The 19,684-nt window shown below is 70.3% G+C and carries 17 protein-coding genes; 8 read left to right on the forward strand and 9 right to left on the reverse strand.

From position 1 onward, the window contains the following. Positions 1 to 21: 21 nt before the first annotated feature. Positions 22 to 2,475, forward strand: a complete 2,454-nt coding sequence (locus tag ACFYO9_RS20985; protein ID WP_355804449.1) for a DNA topoisomerase IV subunit A — start codon at positions 22 to 24, stop codon at positions 2,473 to 2,475. Positions 2,476 to 2,481: 6 nt separating this feature from the next. Here the strand turns inward: ACFYO9_RS20985 and ACFYO9_RS20990 are convergent, their stop codons facing one another. Beyond that, positions 2,482 to 3,612 carry a CobW family GTP-binding protein gene (locus tag ACFYO9_RS20990; RefSeq protein ID WP_358777137.1) on the reverse strand — a complete coding sequence of 377 codons (1,131 nt, stop codon included), beginning with the start codon at positions 3,610 to 3,612 and terminating at the stop codon, positions 2,482 to 2,484. 314 nt (positions 3,613 to 3,926) lie between these two features. Between ACFYO9_RS20990 and ACFYO9_RS20995 the strand changes: the two genes are divergently transcribed. From ACFYO9_RS20995 to ACFYO9_RS21005, 3 genes are all read left to right on the forward strand, one after another. After that, the gene (locus ACFYO9_RS20995; RefSeq protein ID WP_358777136.1) at positions 3,927 to 4,574 is read left to right on the forward strand and encodes a DUF6082 family protein; all 648 of its coding nucleotides are present in this window, start codon (positions 3,927 to 3,929) and stop codon (positions 4,572 to 4,574) included. Between the two features lie 93 nt (positions 4,575 to 4,667). Next, positions 4,668 to 4,904 (forward strand): hypothetical protein, encoded by a 237-nt coding sequence (locus tag ACFYO9_RS21000; RefSeq protein ID WP_355804443.1) that lies wholly within the window; start codon positions 4,668 to 4,670, stop codon positions 4,902 to 4,904. Between the two features lie 248 nt (positions 4,905 to 5,152). Next, positions 5,153 to 5,851 carry a DUF6082 family protein gene (locus ACFYO9_RS21005; protein WP_358777135.1) on the forward strand — a complete coding sequence of 233 codons (699 nt, stop codon included), beginning with the start codon at positions 5,153 to 5,155 and terminating at the stop codon, positions 5,849 to 5,851. 147 nt (positions 5,852 to 5,998) lie between these two features. Here the strand turns inward: ACFYO9_RS21005 and ACFYO9_RS21010 are convergent, their stop codons facing one another. Then, positions 5,999 to 6,313 carry a DUF1330 domain-containing protein gene (locus tag ACFYO9_RS21010; RefSeq protein WP_355804439.1) on the reverse strand — a complete coding sequence of 105 codons (315 nt, stop codon included), beginning with the start codon at positions 6,311 to 6,313 and terminating at the stop codon, positions 5,999 to 6,001. A 91-nt stretch (positions 6,314 to 6,404) separates the two neighbouring features. Next, positions 6,405 to 7,652 (reverse strand): citrate synthase/methylcitrate synthase, encoded by a 1,248-nt coding sequence (locus ACFYO9_RS21015; protein WP_358777134.1) that lies wholly within the window; start codon positions 7,650 to 7,652, stop codon positions 6,405 to 6,407. Positions 7,653 to 7,772: 120 nt separating this feature from the next. Here ACFYO9_RS21015 and ACFYO9_RS21020 point away from each other — a divergent pair, with 120 nt between their 5' ends. From ACFYO9_RS21020 to ACFYO9_RS21035, 4 genes are all read left to right on the forward strand, one after another. Next, positions 7,773 to 9,020: a citrate synthase family protein gene (locus tag ACFYO9_RS21020; RefSeq protein ID WP_355804435.1), complete on the forward strand. Its 1,248-nt coding sequence runs from the start codon at positions 7,773 to 7,775 to the stop codon at positions 9,018 to 9,020. A gap of 42 nt (positions 9,021 to 9,062) precedes the next feature. Continuing rightward, positions 9,063 to 9,971, forward strand: a complete 909-nt coding sequence (locus ACFYO9_RS21025) for a sucrase ferredoxin (protein ID WP_358777133.1) — start codon at positions 9,063 to 9,065, stop codon at positions 9,969 to 9,971. A gap of 74 nt (positions 9,972 to 10,045) precedes the next feature. After that, positions 10,046 to 11,710 carry a sensor histidine kinase gene (locus ACFYO9_RS21030; RefSeq protein ID WP_358777132.1) on the forward strand — a complete coding sequence of 555 codons (1,665 nt, stop codon included), beginning with the start codon at positions 10,046 to 10,048 and terminating at the stop codon, positions 11,708 to 11,710. A gap of 22 nt (positions 11,711 to 11,732) precedes the next feature. Beyond that, a complete protein-coding gene (locus ACFYO9_RS21035; protein WP_358777131.1) occupies positions 11,733 to 12,410 on the forward strand; it encodes a response regulator in 678 nt (225 codons plus the stop codon). A gap of 49 nt (positions 12,411 to 12,459) precedes the next feature. Here the strand turns inward: ACFYO9_RS21035 and ACFYO9_RS21040 are convergent, their stop codons facing one another. From ACFYO9_RS21040 to ACFYO9_RS21065, 6 genes are all read right to left on the reverse strand, one after another. After that, positions 12,460 to 14,052: a cation acetate symporter gene (locus ACFYO9_RS21040; RefSeq protein ID WP_358777143.1), complete on the reverse strand. Its 1,593-nt coding sequence runs from the start codon at positions 14,050 to 14,052 to the stop codon at positions 12,460 to 12,462. Further along, positions 14,049 to 14,573 (reverse strand): DUF485 domain-containing protein, encoded by a 525-nt coding sequence (locus tag ACFYO9_RS21045; protein ID WP_388666479.1) that lies wholly within the window; start codon positions 14,571 to 14,573, stop codon positions 14,049 to 14,051. Before ACFYO9_RS21045 ends, ACFYO9_RS21040 begins: the two co-directional genes overlap by 4 nt. A 142-nt stretch (positions 14,574 to 14,715) precedes the next feature. Further along, positions 14,716 to 15,453 (reverse strand): response regulator transcription factor, encoded by a 738-nt coding sequence (locus tag ACFYO9_RS21050; RefSeq protein ID WP_358777130.1) that lies wholly within the window; start codon positions 15,451 to 15,453, stop codon positions 14,716 to 14,718. Continuing rightward, positions 15,450 to 16,595 (reverse strand): histidine kinase, encoded by a 1,146-nt coding sequence (locus tag ACFYO9_RS21055; RefSeq protein WP_358777129.1) that lies wholly within the window; start codon positions 16,593 to 16,595, stop codon positions 15,450 to 15,452. The genes ACFYO9_RS21050 and ACFYO9_RS21055 overlap by 4 nt, the downstream gene beginning before the upstream one ends. Then, entirely contained in the window at positions 16,592 to 17,140 is a 549-nt protein-coding gene (locus ACFYO9_RS21060; RefSeq protein ID WP_358777128.1) for a DUF1453 domain-containing protein, read from the reverse strand. Before ACFYO9_RS21060 ends, ACFYO9_RS21055 begins: the two co-directional genes overlap by 4 nt. Positions 17,141 to 17,329: 189 nt before the next feature. Continuing rightward, a complete protein-coding gene (locus tag ACFYO9_RS21065; RefSeq protein WP_358777127.1) occupies positions 17,330 to 19,453 on the reverse strand; it encodes a DNA topoisomerase IV subunit B in 2,124 nt (707 codons plus the stop codon). Between the last annotated feature and the right edge of the window lie 231 nt (positions 19,454 to 19,684).

The following is a 19,684-nucleotide window of genomic DNA, read 5'->3' on the forward strand; positions in this document are numbered from 1 at the left end:
GGTGAAGGAGCCGCAGCAGCGATGGCCCGCCGCAGCACGAAGACCCCGCCGCCCGACGACTCGTACGAGGAGAAGATCCTCGACATCGACGTCGTCGACGAGATGCAGGGCTCCTTCCTCGAGTACGCGTATTCGGTCATCTACTCCCGAGCCCTTCCGGACGCCCGGGACGGCATGAAGCCGGTGCACCGCCGCATCGTCTACCAGATGAACGAGATGGGCCTGCGCCCCGACCGCGGCTACGTGAAGTGCGCCCGTGTCGTCGGCGAGGTCATGGGTAAGTTGCACCCGCACGGCGACGCGTCGATCTACGACGCCCTGGTGCGCATGGCCCAGCCCTTCTCGATGCGCCTGCCCCTGGTGGACGGCCACGGCAACTTCGGCTCGCTCGGCAATGACGACCCGCCGGCCGCCATGCGGTACACCGAGTGCAAGATGGCCGACGCCACCTCTTTGATGACGGAGTCGATCGACGAGAACACCGTCGACTTCGAGCCGAACTACGACGGCCAGGAGATGGAGCCCTCCGCCCTCCCGGCGGCCTACCCGAACCTCCTGGTCAACGGCGCGTCGGGCATCGCCGTCGGCATGGCGACGAACATGCCGCCGCACAACCTAGGCGAGGTCATCGCCGCCGCCCGCCACCTCATCAAGCACCCGGGGGCCGACCTCGAGACGCTGATGAAGTACGTGCCGGGCCCGGACCTGCCCACCGGCGGCCGCATCGTCGGCCTGAACGGCATCAAGGACGCGTACGAATCGGGTCGCGGCACCTTCAAGACCCGCGCGACGGTCTCCGTGGAGAACGTGACAGCGCGCCGCAAGGGCCTGGTCGTCACCGAACTGCCCTTCTCCGTGGGCCCCGAGAAGGTCATCTCCAAGATCAAGGACCTGGTCGGCTCGAAGAAGCTGCAGGGCATCGCCGACGTCAAGGACCTCACCGACCGCGCCCACGGCCTGCGCCTGGTCATCGAGATCAAGAACGGCTTCGTCCCCGAGGCCGTCCTGGAGCAGCTCTACAAGCTCACGCCGATGGAGGAGTCCTTCGGCATCAACAACGTGGCGCTGGTCGACGGCCAGCCCCTCACGCTCGGCCTCAAGGAGCTCCTCGAGGTCTATCTCGACCACCGGTTCACCGTGGTGCGCCGCCGCAGCGAGTTCCGCCGCGGCAAGAAGCGCGACCGCCTGCACCTGGTCGAGGGCCTCCTCGTCGCGCTCCTGGACATCGACGAGGTCATCCGCCTCATCCGCTCCAGCGACAACTCCGCGCAGGCCAAGGAGCGCCTGATGGAGCGCTTCTCGCTGAGCGACATCCAGACGCAGTACATCCTGGACACCCCGCTGCGCCGCCTCACCAAGTTCGACCGCATCGAGCTGGAGTCCGAGCGCGACAAGCTCAACGGCGAGATCGACGAGCTGACCGGCATCCTGGAGTCGGACGCGGAGCTGCGCAAGCTGGTCTCGTCGGAACTGGCCGCGGTCGCCAAGAAGTTCGGCACCGACCGGCGCACGGTGCTCCTGGAGTCCTCGGGCTCCCCGGCCGCCACGGTCTCGCTGCAGGTCGCGGACGACCCGTGCCGGGTGCTCCTGTCGTCGACGGGCCTCCTCGCGCGTACGGCCAACGGCGAGCCCTTCGCCGACGGCGACAGCAAGCGGGTCAAGCACGACGTGATCGTCTCGGCGGTGCCGGCGACGGCGCGCGGCGAGGTGGGCGCGGTCACCTCCGAGGGGCGGCTGTTGCGCCTCTCCGTAGTGGACCTTCCCCAGCTCCCGGAGACGGCGTCGGCACCCAACCTCTCCGGAGGAGCGCCCGTCTCGGAGCTGCTCAGCCTGGAGAAGGACGAGAAGCTGATCTGCCTGATGACGCTCGACGAGTCCTCGCCGGGCCTGGCGCTCGGCACGGCGCTGGGCGTCGTCAAGCGCGTGGTGCCCGACTACCCCTCCCACAAGGAGGAGTTGGAGGTCATCACCCTCAGGGACGGTGACCGGATCGTCGGCGCGGCCGAGCTGCGCACCGGCGAGGAGGACCTGGTCTTCGTCACGGACGACGCCCAGCTGCTGCGCTATCAGGCCTCGCAGGTGCGCCCCCAGGGCCGTCCCGCGGGCGGCATGACGGGCATCAAGCTCTCCGACGGCGCGAAGGTCATCTCCTTCTCGGCGGTGGACCCGGCGGTCGACGCGGTCGTCTTCACGGTCGCGGGCTCGCGCGGCACGCTGGACGACTCCGTGCAGACGACGGCCAAGGTCACCCCGTTCGACCAGTACCCCCGCAAGGGGCGCGCGACGGGCGGTGTACGCGTACAGCGCTTCCTGAAGGGCGAGGACTGCCTGAGCTTCGCCTGGGCGGGCCCGACGCCACCACACGCGGCCCAGCGCAACGGCTCCCCGGCGGAGCTGCCGGAGATCGACCCGCGCCGCGACGGCTCGGGCGTATCACTCGGCAAGCCGGTGGCGGCGGTGGCGGGGCCGGTGTAGTCGGGGTCAGTCTTCGGAGCCGGCGTCCTCGTCCGGCTCGCGAGGCTCCTCGTCCGGCTCGCGGGGCTCCTCGTCCCGCGCCTCCTGGACGTACCGCAGGACGCCCCACATGCCGTGCTCGTCGGCGTGTGGGGCGTCGTCGCGACAGGCCCCAAGCTCCTTCTCCAGCGCCGACACGTCGATGCCCGACCCGATGAGCACGAGCTGGGTCAGCCGCGCCTCTCCCGGGGCCCACGGCTGCGGGTAGAAGCGCAGGAACCGCCCCACGGCATGTACCTCGTACCGGTTCCTCGGGTCGGCCGGGCCGAAGTCGACGTACCCCTTGATGCGGTACAGCCCTTCGGGCCTGCTGTCGAGCAGGGCCATCAGAGGGCGCGGCCCGAGCGGCACGTCAGAGGTGAAGGAGAGGCTTTCGTAGGCGGAGTGCAGGTGGTTGTGGTGCCCGTCGTTGTGGTGCCCGTCGTTGTGGTGCCCGGCACCGGTGCCGGCACTGTCGTGCAGGTCGTCGAAGGAGAGCTGCCCGATCCGCTCCCCCACCGGCGCCCGGTCGAAGAACAGTTCCACGTCGACGCGTCCGTAGGAGGCGGCGACGACGGCCGCGCGCCCCGCGAGCCCGCGCACCACGTCGAGGATGCGCTCACGCTCCTGCTCGGCCACCCGGTCGGCCTTGTTGACGACGACGAGGTCGGCGATGCCCAGGTGCCGGTCGACCTCGGGATGGCGCTCCCTGGTGGCGTCGAACTCGGCGGCGTCGACGACCTCGACGAGTCCCCCGTACACGATGTGCGGGTTCTCGCTGGCGAGCACCATCTTCACGAGTTCCTGCGGCTCGGCGAGCCCGCTGGCCTCGATGACGATGACGTCGATACGGGCGGAGGGCGCGGCAAGCCGCTCCAGGTATGTGTCGAGCTCGCTCGCGTCCACGGCGCAGCACAGGCATCCGTTGCCGAGCGAGACGGTCGAGTCGCCGAGCTGTCCCGCGACGGACATCGCGTCGATCTCGATCGACCCGAAGTCGTTGACGATCGCACCGATACGGGTGCCGCCGCTGCGGTGCAGCAGATGGTTGAGCAAGGTCGTCTTGCCGGAGCCCAGAAACCCGGTGAGGACGACGACCGGGATCTGCTGCTTGTTCACGCGGACCTCTCGTGCCGACGCTGGTACGGACCTCGGTGGGATCCGTACGACGAATGAAGACCGCTCCAGGATAGGTGGGCGTGGTCGGGCCGCGAAGTGAACGATTGTTAGCGGCGCTCGCGGGGCACACGTTAGGCACGGCGCCGGTAAGTGCGACCTCTGCTTCCTTCCGTGCGCCTCCTCTCCGCCTCCCCGCCGATCAGAGCCGCTCGGCACCCTGGGAGACGGCAAGCGCACCGCCCACCGCTCGCCGGTCCGCTCCCTGTCGACCCACATCCGACGACCGGCGGACGGTCGCCGATTCGGGGGTTGACATGACCACACAGAAAATGTCGATACGGGGGGTGGGTCCGGCCGCCATGGCGGGGCTCTCATTCGCGACAGGAACGTATCTGCTGCTCCGGTCCATCGACCGGCGTCACTCGGCTCACACCACGGGTACCACGGACACCGCAGGGACCGCGGGCATCGCAGGCACCACGGACACGCCACTCACCACGGGCACCACGGAACGCGAGCGCCGGGAGGCCGAGCGCGAACGTGCGGCCCTGGCCGTCCAGCGCCGGAACGCCGCGCTCACCGAACAGCATCGGCTCCACTTCGACCTCCTGTGCAAGGCGATGGGGGACGCCTCGCTCGCGGCGGTCCTGAACACCTACGAAGAGGACGTACCGCCCGAGCGGCAGCGGCAGTTCCTCTTCGCCAACGCGCTCTACATCAACGCGTTGCACGCCCACCGCATCGGCGCCATGACCCTGCAGGAGCTCCATGGACACCTTCGGGTGATGTGCCAAAACCAAATCTTCCGGCAGTACTGGGACGCGACCCGGCACCATCGCGCGAGCCTGGACCGCTCGTCCGATGAGGCCAAGGTGGGGCGGGTGATGGACCGACTGGTCCAGGAGCTGGACAGCGCCGAGACGGACGAGTGGTGGGTGGTCGGCGAACCTCCCACCGAGTAGGGCCAGTTGGATTAGTTCAAGCCAACCTCACCGACATCGCCCGGTACGCTGGCCCCGTTTTCGCCTCTACTGACCCCAAGGACCGGGATCGCATTGAAGATCGTGCGCCGCATCGGTGTGTCTCCGCGCGAGCGGGGCAGCCAGACGGGGCAGACCTGCCCCGACATCTTCGAACTCACCGACGGCAACTTCGCAGTGATCGGGACCGACAGGACCGACACCCTGGACAGCGAACTGCCCGCCGATGCCGCACGAGCAGACTACGAACGCATTGTCGTCATCACCCGCGAGACCCTGATCCGCGCGCGGGCGGACATCCCGGAGAACTGAGGCGGCCGCCGGCCCCGGCCTCCCGGTCTCTCGGTCTCCCGGTCTTCCCAGCGCCGGCCGAGCCGGGCCCGCACACGTGCCGGTGCCGGTGCCGGCACCCGCCTCGGCTCGGTTCGGCTCGGCTCGGAATGCCGCGTCTCTCCTCGGCCAATGCCTTGCGGCAACAGCGACACCGCGGTCCGACCGCGCTAGCCTCCCCGGTCCGGATACGGACTCATGAGCCGCAAGCCGCGGTTGCCGGGGGTGCCATGTCGCGTCGTGATGCAGCACGTTCAGCACTGTCCGTCGCCGCGTGGGCGGCGGCGATCACCGCGGGGATCGCCGCGACCGGAGCAGCCTCTGTCGTCATCAGCGGCTGGCTCATACGCGGGGTGGAAGCGGCCAACGACAGCCGTCGCACGGCACAGGAGCGCAGCGCGCTCCGTGACTACTTCGGCGGGGTGAGTGCCGCCTTCTCCGGACTGGCGCTGCTCCTTCTGATCGTCACTCTGCTGATTCAGCAGCGGGAGTTGCGTCTTCAGCGCCAGGAGCTGTCGCTCCAGCGCGCCGAACTGGCCGCCTCACGCACGGCTCTGCACCGGGCAGCGGAGGCGGACCTGCGCACGCTGCACATCCAGCTGACCCAGATGGCCATGGAGGACCCCGCCCTGGCCGACGTATGGAACGACTACCGCGGGGAGGCCGAGGTCACCAAACGCCAGAACCTCTTCTCCAACCTGACGTTCCAACACTTCGTGCTCATGCACACCTGGGGCGGCTACTCGGACGCCGAGCTGCTCGTGCACGCACGGAGCATGCTGGCCGGAGCCGCGTTCCGCCGCTACTGGGACGCCGCGCGGGCCGTGAAGAGCGACCTCCCGCCGGAAAGCGCCGAAGGGCGGGTGTTCCGCGTGTTCGAGGCGGCCCTGGAGGAGGAACGCCGTCGCACGCCCCCTCCGGCCGCTTGAGACGACGCCGGTCCAGGGGGCGGGAATGGGTGGTGAACGTCGACTCCACGTCCTGCCGGGCCCACCAGCACGCGGCAACGTCACCCTGGCCGTTGCGGCGATCGTCATCCGGCTCCGCGACACCGTCCAGGAGCCACCGCAAGGGATCTAGGCCGGGAGCGAGAAGCCCTCGGGCAACGCGCCCTCGACGAACAGCATCCCCACACGAACCTTGCCCTCACGTATCGCCCGGGCGCGCCGGTACTCCGGGGAGTCGTACCACTCCCGGATTCGGTCCATGTGGGGAAACTCGATGACCATGAACCGAGAGGAGTCCCAGGTGCCTTCGACGGGCTCGGGGGTCGGGCCCGCGGCCAGGTAACGGCCGCCGTGGCTGAGGATGGACTCCCGCGCCACGGGGGCGTAGGCCAAGCCGGCCTCCTCGTCGAGCACATCGACGTTGACGATGACGTAAGCGGGCACGAGATCCCCGTCCGTAGGGCGCGGCTTGTACTGATGTCAGGGCCGAGACTATTCGGGAGACGCACCAGAGGATCAGTGTTCTCGCGCCGGCCTAGGCCACCGCATCGCCCCGCCGCACGAGCGGCGGCACCGGAACCGGCGGGGCCTCCCCCACATACCGCGCCGCCGGGCGGATGATCTTCGAGTCCCTGGCCTGTTCCAGGATGTTCGCGCTCCAGCCCACCACCCGCGCGGACGCGAACGTCGGCGTGAACATCTCGCGGGGCAGCCCGCACAGCTCCATGACGACGCCGGCGTAGAACTCCACGTTCGTGTGCAGCTCACGGCCCGGTTTCAGCTCCGCCAGGATCGCCTCGACGTGCCGTTCGACCTCGACCGCGAACTCCACCAGGCCCCCGCCGAACTCCAGGGCGATGCCTCGCAGCATGCGCGAACGCGGGTCCTCCGTGCGGTAGACGGGGTGCCCGAAGCCCATGATGCGGTCCCCGGCGAGGACCCGTTCGCGGATCCAGCCGTCGATGCGGTCGGGCGTGCCAATCGCGTCAAGGGTGTCGAGCGCGCGGCTCGGCGCACCACCATGCAGCGGCCCCGACAGCGCCCCGACCGCACCCACCAGACAGGCCGCCACGTCCGCACCGGTCGACGTGATGACCCGCGCGGTGAACGTTGACGCGTTGAACCCGTGGTCAATGGTTGAGATCAGGTAGTGCTCGATCGCCCGGACCCGCGCGGCATCCGGTTCCGAACCGGTGAGCATGTAGAGGTAGTTGGCGGCGTACGACAGGTCGTCGCGTGGCTCGACGGGGTCGAGGCCCTGACCGAGCCGGTACAACGCGGTGAGCAACGTCGGCACCACGGCGGACGCGGCGAGGGCGTCCGCGCGGCGCCGCTCGTCGTCGATGTCGTACACCGGCCGGAAGCCCTTCGACGCCCCGAAGAGCGAGAGCGCGGTGCGCAGCCCGGAGAGCGGCCCCGACAGCACACTGGCGCGCGCGATGGCGGGCAGCGCCTCCCGCACCTCGTCGGGCAGATGACGCAGCGACGCCGTCCGTACGGCAAAGGCGGCGCTCCGGTCGGTGTCCGGCAGCTCGCCGTGGAACATCAGATGCCATACGTCCTCGAAGCTGCGGTTCTGCGCGAGCTCGACCGCCGAGTACTGGCGGTAGTGGTAGAAGCCTTCGCGTCCCCGGACGTCTCCGACTTCGGTCTCGGTGACGACGACGCCGGCGAGCCCTCGTGGGACCTCTGCGGGCTCGGTGGGGCCGGTGGTGCTGGTGGGGCCGCTGGTGCCGGTGCTGGTGGGGCCGCTGGTGCCGGTGGTTGAGCCATTGATCGGCATGTTCTTCCTCGACTTCCTCCCTGGACTTGATTCGACTGTCCATGCTTGACTGAAGTCCTGTCAATATTGATTCGATCAATATGAAGATGCACATGTCGGGATGCGGATACGGTGACGCCCATGACGGATCAAGGAGCCACGCACGGAGACCGACGGCTCAGCACCAAGGAAGCCGCCGAACTGCTCGGCGTGAAGCCCGAAACCGTGTACGCGTACGTGAGCCGCGGTCAGCTCAGCAGCCGCCGCGGCCCCGGGGCGCGGGGCAGCACGTTCGACGCCAAGGAGGTGGAGGCGCTGGCCCGCAGGAACAGGCGCGAACCGGCCGCGCCCACCACCGGCAACGAACTCTCCGTACGCACCCGCATCACCCTCATCGACAAGGACCGCTACTACTTCCGCGGCGTCGACGCGACGGAGCTCGCCCTCAACCACTCCTACGAAGAAGTCGCCGAGTGGCTCTGGACGGGCACCCTGCGTCCCGGCATCGGCTTCACCGCTCCCGAGGAGACCACCGCCGCGGCCCGCCGCGCGGTCGACGCGCTGCCCGAGCACAGCGGCCCCACCGACCGGCTGCGCGTCGCGGCGATCTCCGCCGCCACCGCCGACCCGCTCCGCTTCGACCTCTCCGAAGAGGCCGTCATCGGCACCGGTCGCACCCTGATCCCCACCCTCGTGGCCGCCCTCCCCCCAGTCCTGCCCGGCCGCCGGGACGATGGCCCCCTGGCCCGGCGCCTGTGGGCCCGGCTGACCGGCCGCAAGCCCGACGACGCCGCGCTGCACGCCCTGGACACGGCCCTCGCGCTGCTGGTCGACCACGACCTCGCCGCGTCGACGCTCGCCGTCCGGGTCGCCGCCTCGGCCCGCGCCCACCCCTACGCCGCGGTCTCGGCCGGACTCGGCGTCCTGGAGGGCCCGCTGCACGGCGCGGCGAGCGCTCTCGCCCACCGCATGCTGATCGACGTGCTCGACCGGGGCAGCGCCGGCCCCGTGGTGGCCGACGAGCTCCGCGCGGGCCGCCGCGTCCCCGGGCTCGGCCACCGCCTCTACCCCGGCGAGGACCCGCGCGCGCAGGCGCTGTTCGCCCTCCTGGAGGTGATGCCGAAGGCCGGCCCCGCCCTGGCCGCGGCCCGCGACGTGGTGGCCACCACCGCCCGCCACACCGACCTGCACGCCAACGTCGACCTCGCGCTCGCCGTCCTCACGGTCTCCTCAGGGATGCCGGCGGAGGCAGGCGAGACGATCTTCGCGGTGGCGCGCACGGCGGGGTGGATCGCCCATGCCCTGGAGGAGTACGGGGAGCGTCCGCTGCGCATGCGCCCCAGCGGCCAGTACGTCGGCCTGCGCCCGCCCCAGCCGCTGCCGGCCTAGGGGTGAAAGAGCTGATGCGGGGCGCGAGTTAGGCTCACCTGTGTGAGTACGTGCGCCACCGCATCGCGGGACCTGGACGAGCCTCTCGTGGGCACCGCGGCGACCGCCAGGACATGGCTCCTGCTGGAACAGCCGGGCCCCTGGGGCGCCAAGGCGTTGCGGTCGAGCCACCTCGACCCGGAGGTCGGCCGCGCCCTGGAGAAGGCCGCCGAGGGAACCGGCGTACGCGTCGCCCTGATCCGCCGCCCCGGGCGCCACGCGGACGCTCACGCACCCGCCCGCCGGCAGGTGTACGTGGCCCACACCGTCCCCGGCCGCACCTGGCTGCGCGGCGCGGTGACCGGCGATCCGCGCCGGCTGCTCGACCTCGACTTCGCGGCGCTCGGTGCGGGTGATCACGGCGGCTTCGGCACCGTGCACACCGGCGCCCCTCTCGCGCTCGTCTGCACCAACGGCAAGCGCGACCGGTGCTGCGCCCTGCTCGGCAGGCCCCTCGCCGCCGAGCTCGCCGACTCGGGTGAAACCGACGTCTGGGAAATCACTCATCTGGGTGGCCACCGCTTCTCCCCCACGATGCTCGTGCTGCCCCACGGGTACGCGTACGGCCGGGTGCGGGCCGCTGGCGTCAAAGAGATCATCGACGCCGCCCGCGCGGGGCGCGTCGTCACCGAGGGCTGCCGGGGCAATTCGGCCTGGGAGCGTCCCGGACAGGCCGCCGAGCTGGCGGTGCGCTCCGCGACCGGCGAGGACACCGCGGGAGCCCTGAGCGTCATCCGTACGGATGATGCAGCCCCGCACTGGGAGGTGACCGTCGCCCACACCGACGGCCGCCGGTGGCGGGTCACCATCGTCCAGGGCGCATCGGTCCCGCCCCGTCCGGAGAGCTGCGGGGCGGCCCTGGCGTCGCCCGCGCGGATGGACGTGACGGCGGTGCGGGCGATCACCGACTGAGCGGACGTCCACGGACGAGATCCCCGCCACAGTGACTTCGAAGTAGCCCACCGGCCGCCGTACCGTTCGTACACATGAGCCCCACCTCCCCTGTGCGACGTCGCCGCCTCGGCCTGCCGCGGCGCGTGTTCTCGCAGGTGCTGCTGATGCAGCTGGCCGTCGCCGCGGGTGTCGCGGTGCTCGCCACCGGGCTCTTCCTCGCACCGCTGAGCGACCAGCTCGACGACCAGGCGATGCGGCGCGCGCTCGCCATCGCGCAGACGACGGCCGCACAGCCGGAGATCGCCGATGAGCTGGCGGCCTCCCGGCCGACGCCCGAGGGCCCCGTCCAGACGACGGCCGAGCGGATACGGCGGGCCAGCGGCGCCGAGTACGTCGTGATCATGAACAAGGACGGCGTGCGCTGGTCCCATACCGACCGCGGCCAGATCGGCAAGGTCGTCTCGACGGACCCCAGCGACGCCCTCGCGGGCCGCGACGTCATGGAGATCGACAACGGCACCCTGGGCCGCTCCGCGCGCGGCAAGGTGGCGCTGCGGGACGGGGAGGGGCACATCGTGGGCGCCGTCTCTGTAGGCATCGAGTACGACAGCGTGCGGGCCCGCCTGATCCACTCCATCCCCGGGCTGCTCGCCTACGCGGGCGGAGCGCTTGCCGTCGGCGCGCTCGCCGCGTATCTGATCTCCCGCAGGGTGCAGCGGCAGACCCGTGACCTGGCCTTCTCCGACATCTCCGCGCTGCTCGCCGAGCGTGAGGCGATGCTGCACGGCATCCGCGAGGGGGTGGTCGCTCTGGACCGCCGCGACCGGATCCGACTGCTCAACGACGAGGCCCAGCGCCTCCTGGGACTCGGCGCGGAGGTGATCGGGCAGCCGCTGCACGCGGCCCTCGGCCCGGGACGTACGACCGACGTGCTCGCAGGACGGGTCACCGGCACCGACCTGCTGACCGTCCGCGGACAGCGGGTCCTGGTCGCCAACCGCATGCCGACCGACGACGGAGGCGCCGTCGCCACCCTGCGCGACCGCACCGAACTGGAACAGCTCGGCCGCGAACTGGACTCCACCCGCGGTCTCATCGACGCCTTGCGCGCCCAGGACCACGAACACGCCAACCGCATGCACACGCTCCTCGGCCTGCTCGAACTGGAGATGTACGAGGAGGCGGCGGAGTTCGTCGGCGAGGTGGCCGACGCCCACCGGGTGACCGCCGAACAGATCACCGAGAAGGTGCGCGACCCGCTCTTGGCGGCCCTGCTCGTCGGCAAGGCCACGGTCGCCGCCGAACGGGGCGTCGCCCTCCATGTGCCGCACGACGCCGCACTGCCCGACCGGCTCGTCGACCCGAGCGGACTCGTCACGATCGTCGGCAACCTCGTCGACAACGCCCTCGACGCCGCCGCGGGCACCCGCCACGCGCGCGTGGAGGTCGATCTGCGCTCCGACGGACGAACCGTGGTCCTCCAGGTGCGCGATTCCGGTCCCGGCGTCCCTGTCGTGCAGCGCGAGACGATCTTCACGGAGGGCTGGACCACCAAGGAGCCTCCGGCCCACCGCAAGCGCGGCATCGGCCTCGCCCTGGTCCGCAGGCTCGCCGAACGGCAGGGCGGCAGCGCGCGGGTCGCCGAAACACCGGACGGAGGAGCGGAGTTCACCGTCGTCCTGCCGGAGGCGCTGACGGATCCCGTACTCGCCGCAGCGGACGACACGACGACCGACGCCATGAAGGAGCCACGATGACCAGGGTTTTGAGGGAGTCGCGATGATCGACGTCCTGGTCGTGGACGACGACACCCGCGTCGCGGACGTCAACGCCGCCTACGTGGCGAAAATCCCCGGCTTCCGGGTGACGGCCAAGGCACACAACGCCGCCGAGACCCTGCGCCTCATCGAGGACGTTCCCGTCGACCTCGTCCTGCTGGATCACTACCTGCCCGACGAGACGGGGCTGTCGGTCGTACGCAGCCTGCGCGAGCGGGGCCACCAGACCGACGTGATCATGGTGACCGCCGCGCGCGACGTCGCCACGGTGCAGGCGGCGATGCGGCACGGCGCACTCCAGTACCTCGTCAAGCCGTTCTCGTACGCCGGCCTGCGCGCCAAACTCGACGCGTACGCGACACTGCGCCGCACCCTGGACGGCGGAGGCGAGGCCGAACAAGCCGAGGTCGACCGCATCTTCGGGGCTCTCTCCGCGACCGTGGCCCCCGACCTGCCCAAGGGACATTCACCCACCACGGCGGAGCTGGTGCGGCGGGCACTGATGGGCGCTGAGGGGCCGCTCTCGGCCCAGGAGCTGGCGGACCGCACCCGACTGAGCCGGCAGACGGCACAGCGCTATCTGAAGCTTCTGGAGCGCACGGGACGGGTCAGGCTGAGCCTCAAGTACGGCGACACGGGCCGCCCCGAGCACCGCTACGAGTGGGCGACCAGCATCTGATCACCCTCGCCCCGAGCCCTCCGCGGTGTGCCGTGGCCACGAGGGCTCGCTACGCCGCCCCCGCCCCGGTGAGCGAACGCACCTCCGTCTCCGCGTGCTTGACCTCGTCGGCCTCCTCGCGCGAGGTCACCGTGCCGAGCCAGCCCGCGAGGAACCCCAGCGGGATGGAGACGAGGCCCGGGTTCTCCAGGGGGAAGTACTGGAAGTCCATGCCGGGGAAGAGCGAGTCGGGGCCCCCGGAGACCACGGGCGACAGGATCACCAGCGCGACCGCCGGCAACAGCCCCCCGTACACCGACCAGACCGCGCCCCGCGTGGTGAAGTTCCGCCAGAACAGGGAGTAGAGCAGCACCGGCAGGTTGGCGGAGGCCGCGACCGCGAAGGCGAGGCCCACCAGGAACGCCACGTTGAGGTCGCGGGCCAGCAGGCCGAGACCGATCGCGACCACGCCGATCCCTGCCGCGGCGAGACGGGCCACCGCCACCTCGCTGCGCGGCTTGGCGTTCCGGCGCCGCAGCGATGCGTACAGGTCATGAGCCACCGACGCCGAGGAGGCGAGCGTGATGCCGGCGACCACGGCGAGGATCGTGGCGAAGGCGATGGCGGCGACGACCGCGAACAGAACCGTTCCGCCCGTGGAATTCGCACCGCCGCCCAGATCGAGCGCGAGCAAGGGAACCGCCGTGTTCCCGGCCGCGTTCGAACCGCGCACCGCGTCCGAGCCGACGAGAGCGGCCGCCCCGAAGCCGAGCACGATCGTCATCAGATAGAAGCTGCCGATGAGGCCGATGGACCAGATGACCGAACGGCGTGCGGCCCGCGCGGTCGGCACCGTGTAGAAGCGCGACAGGATGTGCGGCAGCCCCGCGGTGCCGAGCACCAGCGCGATCCCCAGGCTGATGAAGTCGAGCCGGGCGGTCCAGTCACCGCCGTACCGCAGGCCGGGCGCGAGGAACCGGTCGCCGTGACCGCTGCGGTCGGCGGCCGTGCGCAGCAGTTGATTGAAGTCCCCGTGGAAATGCACCAGGACGAGCACGGTCAGCACGATCGCCCCGCCCATCAGCAGGACCGCCTTGACGATCTGGATCCAGGTGGTGGCCCGCATCCCTCCCAACGACACATAGATCACCATGAGCGCGCCGACGCCGATCACCGTCCAGGTCTGCGCCGCTCCGCTCGTCCCGCCGAGCAGCAGCGCCACCAGTGAGCCCGCCCCCACCATCTGCGCCACCAGATAGAGAACGGACACGGTCACCGAGGAAGTTCCCGCCGCGATCCGTACCGGCCGCTCCCTCATCCGCGCGGCGACGACATCGCCGAGCGTGAACTTGCCGCAGTTGCGCACCAGTTCGGCCACCAGGAACAGCACGACCAGCCACGCGACGAGGAAGCCCACGGAGTAGAGCAACCCGTCATACCCGAAGAGCGCGATGAGTCCGGAGATGCCGAGGAAGGATGCGGCCGACATGTAGTCACCGGCGATGGCGAAACCGTTCTCCATGGGAGAGAAGAGCCGGCCGCCCGCGTAGAACTCCTCCGCCGAGCCGTGCCGGTTGCGGCTCGCCCAGGTGGTGATCGCCAGCGTGACCGCCACGAACACACCGAACAGCAGCAGGGCGAGGTTCTGGTGATCACCCATCAGCGCTCCACCCCCTGAATCCGCTCCTGCTCCCTCTTCTGCTCGAACACGGCCCAGCGCAGGTCGAGCGCCGCCCTGTCCCGCCGCAACCGCGCATGCCGCGCGTACGCCCACGTCAGCAGGAACGTCGACAGGAACTGTCCGAGCCCCGCCAGCATCGCCACGTTCACAGCGCCGGTGACCGGCCGCGCCATCAGCCCCGGCGCCGTCGTCGCCGCCACCACGTACGCGATGTACCAGGCGGAGAAGACGACCACGGCCGGGACGACGAAGCGCCGGTACCGGCTGCGCACCTCCTGGAAGGCGTCGCTGCGCTGCACCGCCAGGTAGATGTCGGCAGGGTCGGTGCTCCGCTGCGGGGGCGCGGGGCGGGGCGGCACCACGGTCGCGGGCGCCCCCGCACCGTCCAGTTCTCCCCAGCCGGAGGCGAGCGCGTCGTACCAGGGGTCCCTCGGGTCGCCAGACCGGCTCCGGTCGGCATCGGCCCGGCCCGGCACCACATCGGGCCCGTCGTGCTTCTCCACCGAACTCTCCTTAGTCCGCAGCCGTGTTCGGCCGCGTGCCCAAGGATGGGCAGAACGGGGAGACCCGTGACTCTTCTCCCCGCGCTCTTCACCCCATCAGGTGAAGCCACGTCAGGTGCAGCCCACGTCAGGTGCGTCCACGTCAGGTGCGCGGGCTCCCTTCCGGCTTGGTGAGCCCGTGTCGGTAGGCGTAACGAACGGCCTGCGCCCGGTCCTTGAGCCCCGCCTTCGCGAAGAGGTTGTTGATGTGGGTCTTCACCGTCGCGGTGGAGACGTGCAGTGAGCGGGCGATCTCGTGGTTCGACATCCCCTCGGCGATCAGGACGAGCACTTCGGTCTCGCGGACGGTGAGCCCGTCGGGCGGCTCCGCGGCCGCGGTGGCCTCCGGCTCCGACAGTCGTTCGAGGAGGCGCCGTTGGATCCGCGGGGAGAGCCCCGCGTCGCCCGACAGCACGTCCTCGACGGCCCGGACGATCTCGTCCCCACCGGCGTCCTTGGTCAGATAGCCGCGCGCCCCCGCCTTGAGCGCCGGGAACAGCGAGTCGTCGTCGGCATAAGTGGTGAGCACGACGACCTGCGTCCCGGGATACTGGGCGCGGATGCGCCGCGTGGCCTCCGCGCCGTCGCAGCGGGGCATGCGCAGGTCCATCAGGACCACGTCCGGGGAGAGTTCGGCGACGAGGCGGACGGCCTCCTCGCCGTCGGCACCCGCACCCACGACCTCGATGCCAGGCAGCAGCCCCAAGAGCATCACGATCCCCTCACGCACCACGGTCTGGTCATCGACCACGACCACCCGCGCGGGTGGTCTTCCTCCGCCCGCGGCGGACCCCACCGGGCTCTCGCCCGCGACCCCGGCGGCGCCCTCCTCACCCGTCATCCCGGCACCCTCAGCGTCACCACGAAGCCCTCCTCACCCGGTCCTGCCTCCAGGGACCCGCCCAGTAGCTCGGCGCGCTCCCGCATCCCGAGCAGACCGTACCCGGCGCCGGACGCGGCCAGTTCCCCCGGCGACCGCCCACCTGAATCCCGTACGTCCAGCCGTACTTCACCCTCCCCGTAGCGCAGACACACCTGGATCTTCGCGCCCGGCGCATGTTTGCGGACGTTGGTCAGAGCCTCCTGCGCCACCCTCCGCACCGCCTGGGACGCCTCGGCGGGCAGGGCGCGGCGGTCCCCCGTCACGGTGACCGACGCGCGGTCCGTCGTGACCAGCTCGCGCAGAAAGTCCTCGACCGGGGTCATCTCCCCGCGCAGCGCGGACAGCGCCTGTCTCGTCTCGGCGAGCCCTTCCCTCGCCATGGAGCGGGCGGCCACCACCCGGTCCAGGATCTGGTCCTTCGTCGCGTCGCTCTCGATCAGCAGCCGGGCCGCCTCCAGGTGGACGAGTTGCGCGGAGAGGCTGTGCGCGAGCACGTCGTGGATCTCGCGGGCGATGCGGGCCCGCTCGGCGAGGGCGGCCGACTCCGCCTCGGCGGCACGCGCCGCCCGCTCCTGGGTGAGCAGCCGCAGAGCGCTCCCCCGTGCCTCCGCGTCCAGGCGCAGGGTGTACCCGGCGAGCACCAGGCCGATGCCGGTGAGCGCCGTGATGAGCCAGCTGTCGTTGTTGTACGTGGCGTAACCGGTCATCGCTGCCAGCACGCAGGGTCCCGCCGCTATGAGCGGCAGCCGCTCCAGGGCGGAGACCGCCGTCCCGCACCACAACACCAGGGCCAGCAGGCGCCAGTCGGCGATTTGCGCGGTGAATGCCGCCCCCATGAGCAGCGTCATCAGCGCCAGGGAGGGCCACAGCCGGTGGGCGTAGGAGACGCGGAAGAAGGCCCACCCCGCCCAGGCGACGGCAAGGACCAGCGCCACTCCGTCGATCAGGCGCCAGCCACGGTCCGCGTGGAAGGCGTTCCACAGCAGGCTGCCAAGGATCACGACCCGCAGAACCCTGACGAACCAGAGCCGGGCAAGGCTCAGGCCTGCCCAGGTGAGCGCCTCCCGGGAGGGCCATCTCGTCCAGCGGTCCCGATTCACACGGCTCCCTTCCGCACCGACTCACGCGCCGCGTGCGCGCTACCGTACGTCGCCCGCTCGGCCCCGGTCCCGACGCCGGCCCCGACCCCAGACACCGCCCCGGAGCGCAGGAGGAGTAGGCCGCTGCGGACCAGGAGGGTGGCCGCGAGGGCCAGCATCAGCGTGGCACTGCCCTGGCGCACCTGCAGCAACGAGCCGATCCCGTACAGCCCGGCGCGCAGCGCGATGCCGACGACCCAGACCATGGCGGTGGCCCTGGTGCCCTTGGACCACGCGGTGCCGTCCTGATCGCTCCACACATGGGAGGTCCGCGCCCAGCCGGCTCCCATGGCCAGGGCGACGAGCAGTTCGGCGGCGAGCAGGGTCACCGACGCCGTGCGGTGGTGGGGGTCGATCAGGTCTGGCTCGCGTACGGCCATGAAGACCAGCACCGCCGGTATGAGCCACCAGCGCCGGTCCGTGCCGATCTGCTGGGCCTTGAACTGGCGGACGACCACCAGCACCACGACCGCACAGATCACCAGCGCGTTGGTGAGCCCAGACATGTGTGCCTCCGTACGACGAGCGGGACGAGGCCGATCCGAGAGGGATCGACGGCTTCGACGCTACGGAAATCTCCAGGTCATGGGATCGGAGCAGGGGTGGAACACGGGTGGAGCCGGGTGCTCCACCCGTGGGTGGAGCACCCGGCTCCTGAATGTTCGAGCACGGCTCCCGAGGCGCTCGGGCCCGTGTCAGGCGTCGATGCGCGAGCGGTCCAGCGTGGCCGCGGAGCTGGTGATGAACTCCTTGCGCGGGGCGACGTCGTTGCCCATCAGCAGATCGAAGACCTGCTCCGCCGAGTCCAGATCGGTGATGTTGATCCGGCGCAGCGTACGGAACTTTGGGTCCATCGTGGTCTCGGCCAGCTGGTCGGCGTCCATCTCGCCCAGACCCTTGTACCGCTGGATGGAGTCCTTGTAGCGCACGTTCTTGCGCTGCAGCTCCAGCAGCGTCTCGCGCAGCTCACGATCGGAGTAGGTGTAGATGTACTTGTCCTGGCCCTTCTTGGGCTGACTCAGCTCGATCCGGTGCAGCGGCGGGACCGCGGCGAACACGCGTCCCGCCTCCACCATCGGCCGCATGTACCGCTGGAACAACGTGAGCAACAGGATCCGGATGTGGGCGCCGTCGACGTCGGCGTCGACGAGCAGGATGATCTTCCCGTAGCGGGCCGCGTCGATGTCGAAGGTCCGGCCCGAGCCCGCTCCTATGACCTGGATGATGGCCCCGCACTCGGCGTTCTTCAGCATGTCCGACACGGACGCCTTCTGAACGTTGAGGATCTTGCCGCGGATCGGCAGCAGCGCCTGGAACTCGGAGTTGCGGGCCAGCTTGGCCGTGCCCAGCGCGGAGTCGCCCTCCACGATGAACAGCTCGCTGCGGTCCACGTCGTCGCTGCGGCAGTCCGCCAGCTTCGCCGGCAGCGACGAGGACTCCAGAGCCGTCTTGCGGCGCTGCGCGTCCTTGTGCTGGCGGGCCGCGATACGGGTGCGGGCTGCGGCGACGGCCTTGTCCATGACCGCGCGGGCCTGCGCCTTCGCGTCCCGCTTGGTGGACGTCAGGAACGCCTTGAGCTCCTTGGCGATGACATTGGCCACGATGCGGTTGGCCGCGGAGGTGCCGAGCACCTCCTTCGTCTGCCCCTCGAACTGCGGCTCGGCGAGGCGGACCGTGACCACGGCGGTCAGGCCTTCCAGGGCGTCGTCCTTGACGATGTCGTCCTCGGCGACCCGCAGCACCTTCTGGCTGCGCATGACCTCGTTCATCGTCTTGGTCAGCGAGCGCTCGAAACCGCTCACATGGGTGCCGCCCTTAGGGGTGGCGATGATGTTCACGAACGACCTGACCGTCGTGTCGTAACCGGTGCCCCACCGCAGCGCCACATCCACGCCGAGTTCACGCGTGACCTCGGTGGGCGTCATCTGGCCGTGGTCGTCCAGGACCGGCACCGTCTCCTTGAAAGTGCCCTGCCCCGACAGGCGCAGAACGTCGCAGACGGCCTTGTCCTGCGCCAGGTACTCGCAGAACTCGCTGATGCCTCCGTCGAAGCGGAAGGATTCCTCGCCCTTCGTGCCGCCGTCGCCGAGACCGAGCTCGTCCCGTACGACGATCGTCAGGCCCGGCACCAGGAACGCGGTCTGCCGGGCGCGCTGGTGCAGGTTCTCCAGCGAGAGCTTGGCGTCCTTGAGGAAAATCTGGCGGTCCGCCCAATAGCGGATGCGCGTGCCGGAGCGGCTCTTGGGGACCTTCTTGACCTTGCTCAGAGTGGCCGAGGAGTCGAAGGGAGCCTCGGGCCCCGGCTTGGCGAAGGCGCCGGGAACGCCGCGGCGGAAGCTGATCGCGTGGGTGTGTCCCGCGCGGTCCACCTCGACGTCGAGCCGCGCGGAGAGCGCGTTCACCACGGAGGCGCCCACGCCGTGCAGACCGCCGGAGGCCGCGTACGAGCCGCCGCCGAACTTTCCGCCCGCGTGCAGCTTGGTCATGACGACCTCGACCCCGGAGAGGCCGGTCTTGGGCTCGACGTCGACCGGGATGCCACGGCCGTTGTCCCGGACCTCCACGGACGCGTCGTCGTGGAGGATGACCTCGATGTGGTCGCAGTACCCGCCCAGGGCCTCGTCGACGGAGTTGTCGATGATCTCCCAGAGGCAGTGCATCAGGCCGCGGCTGTCCGTCGACCCGATGTACATGCCCGGGCGCTTGCGGACCGCCTCGAGCCCCTCCAGGACGAGCAGGTGCCGCGCGGTGTAGTTGGAACCGTCCCGGTCTGCTCCTGTCAGCAATGCTGTCGACGGCACGGACGTATCGGCGGTCACGCGGTTCGCTCCTCGCTGAATTTCAAAGGGGGTCCTTTGGGGTAAGGACGCGGCTTCGGTTACCGGTGAGAGGGTACCGAGGCCTGGTAGAGCCGTTGTAACGCCACCCTCGTCTCAACTCAGACTAGTCCACACTCGTATGCATGTTCGATCCCTCGATGGAGTGAAGCGCACGTCACGTTCCCTTTGAGGCATGAACCATTTAGGCTCCGGGCACGTCCTCATGAACAA

Origin of the sequence: Streptomyces sp. NPDC005863 (genome assembly GCF_042871345.1) — a bacterium.
Taxonomy (GTDB): domain Bacteria; phylum Actinomycetota; class Actinomycetes; order Streptomycetales; family Streptomycetaceae; genus Streptomyces.

Coding starts and splice junctions, on each gene's coding strand:
- ACFYO9_RS20985 (WP_355804449.1), top strand. CDS start 22: ATGGCCCGCCGCAGCACGAAGACCCCGCCGCCCGACGACTCGTACGAG.
- ACFYO9_RS20995 (WP_358777136.1), top strand. CDS start 3,927: ATGACCACACAGAAAATGTCGATACGGGGGGTGGGTCCGGCCGCCATG.
- ACFYO9_RS21005 (WP_358777135.1), top strand. CDS start 5,153: ATGTCGCGTCGTGATGCAGCACGTTCAGCACTGTCCGTCGCCGCGTGG.
- ACFYO9_RS21015 (WP_358777134.1), bottom strand. CDS start 7,652: ATGCCGATCAATGGCTCAACCACCGGCACCAGCGGCCCCACCAGCACC.
- ACFYO9_RS21020 (WP_355804435.1), top strand. CDS start 7,773: ATGACGGATCAAGGAGCCACGCACGGAGACCGACGGCTCAGCACCAAG.
- ACFYO9_RS21030 (WP_358777132.1), top strand. CDS start 10,046: ATGAGCCCCACCTCCCCTGTGCGACGTCGCCGCCTCGGCCTGCCGCGG.
- ACFYO9_RS21035 (WP_358777131.1), top strand. CDS start 11,733: ATGATCGACGTCCTGGTCGTGGACGACGACACCCGCGTCGCGGACGTC.
- ACFYO9_RS21050 (WP_358777130.1), bottom strand. CDS start 15,453: ATGACGGGTGAGGAGGGCGCCGCCGGGGTCGCGGGCGAGAGCCCGGTG.
- ACFYO9_RS21060 (WP_358777128.1), bottom strand. CDS start 17,140: ATGTCTGGGCTCACCAACGCGCTGGTGATCTGTGCGGTCGTGGTGCTG.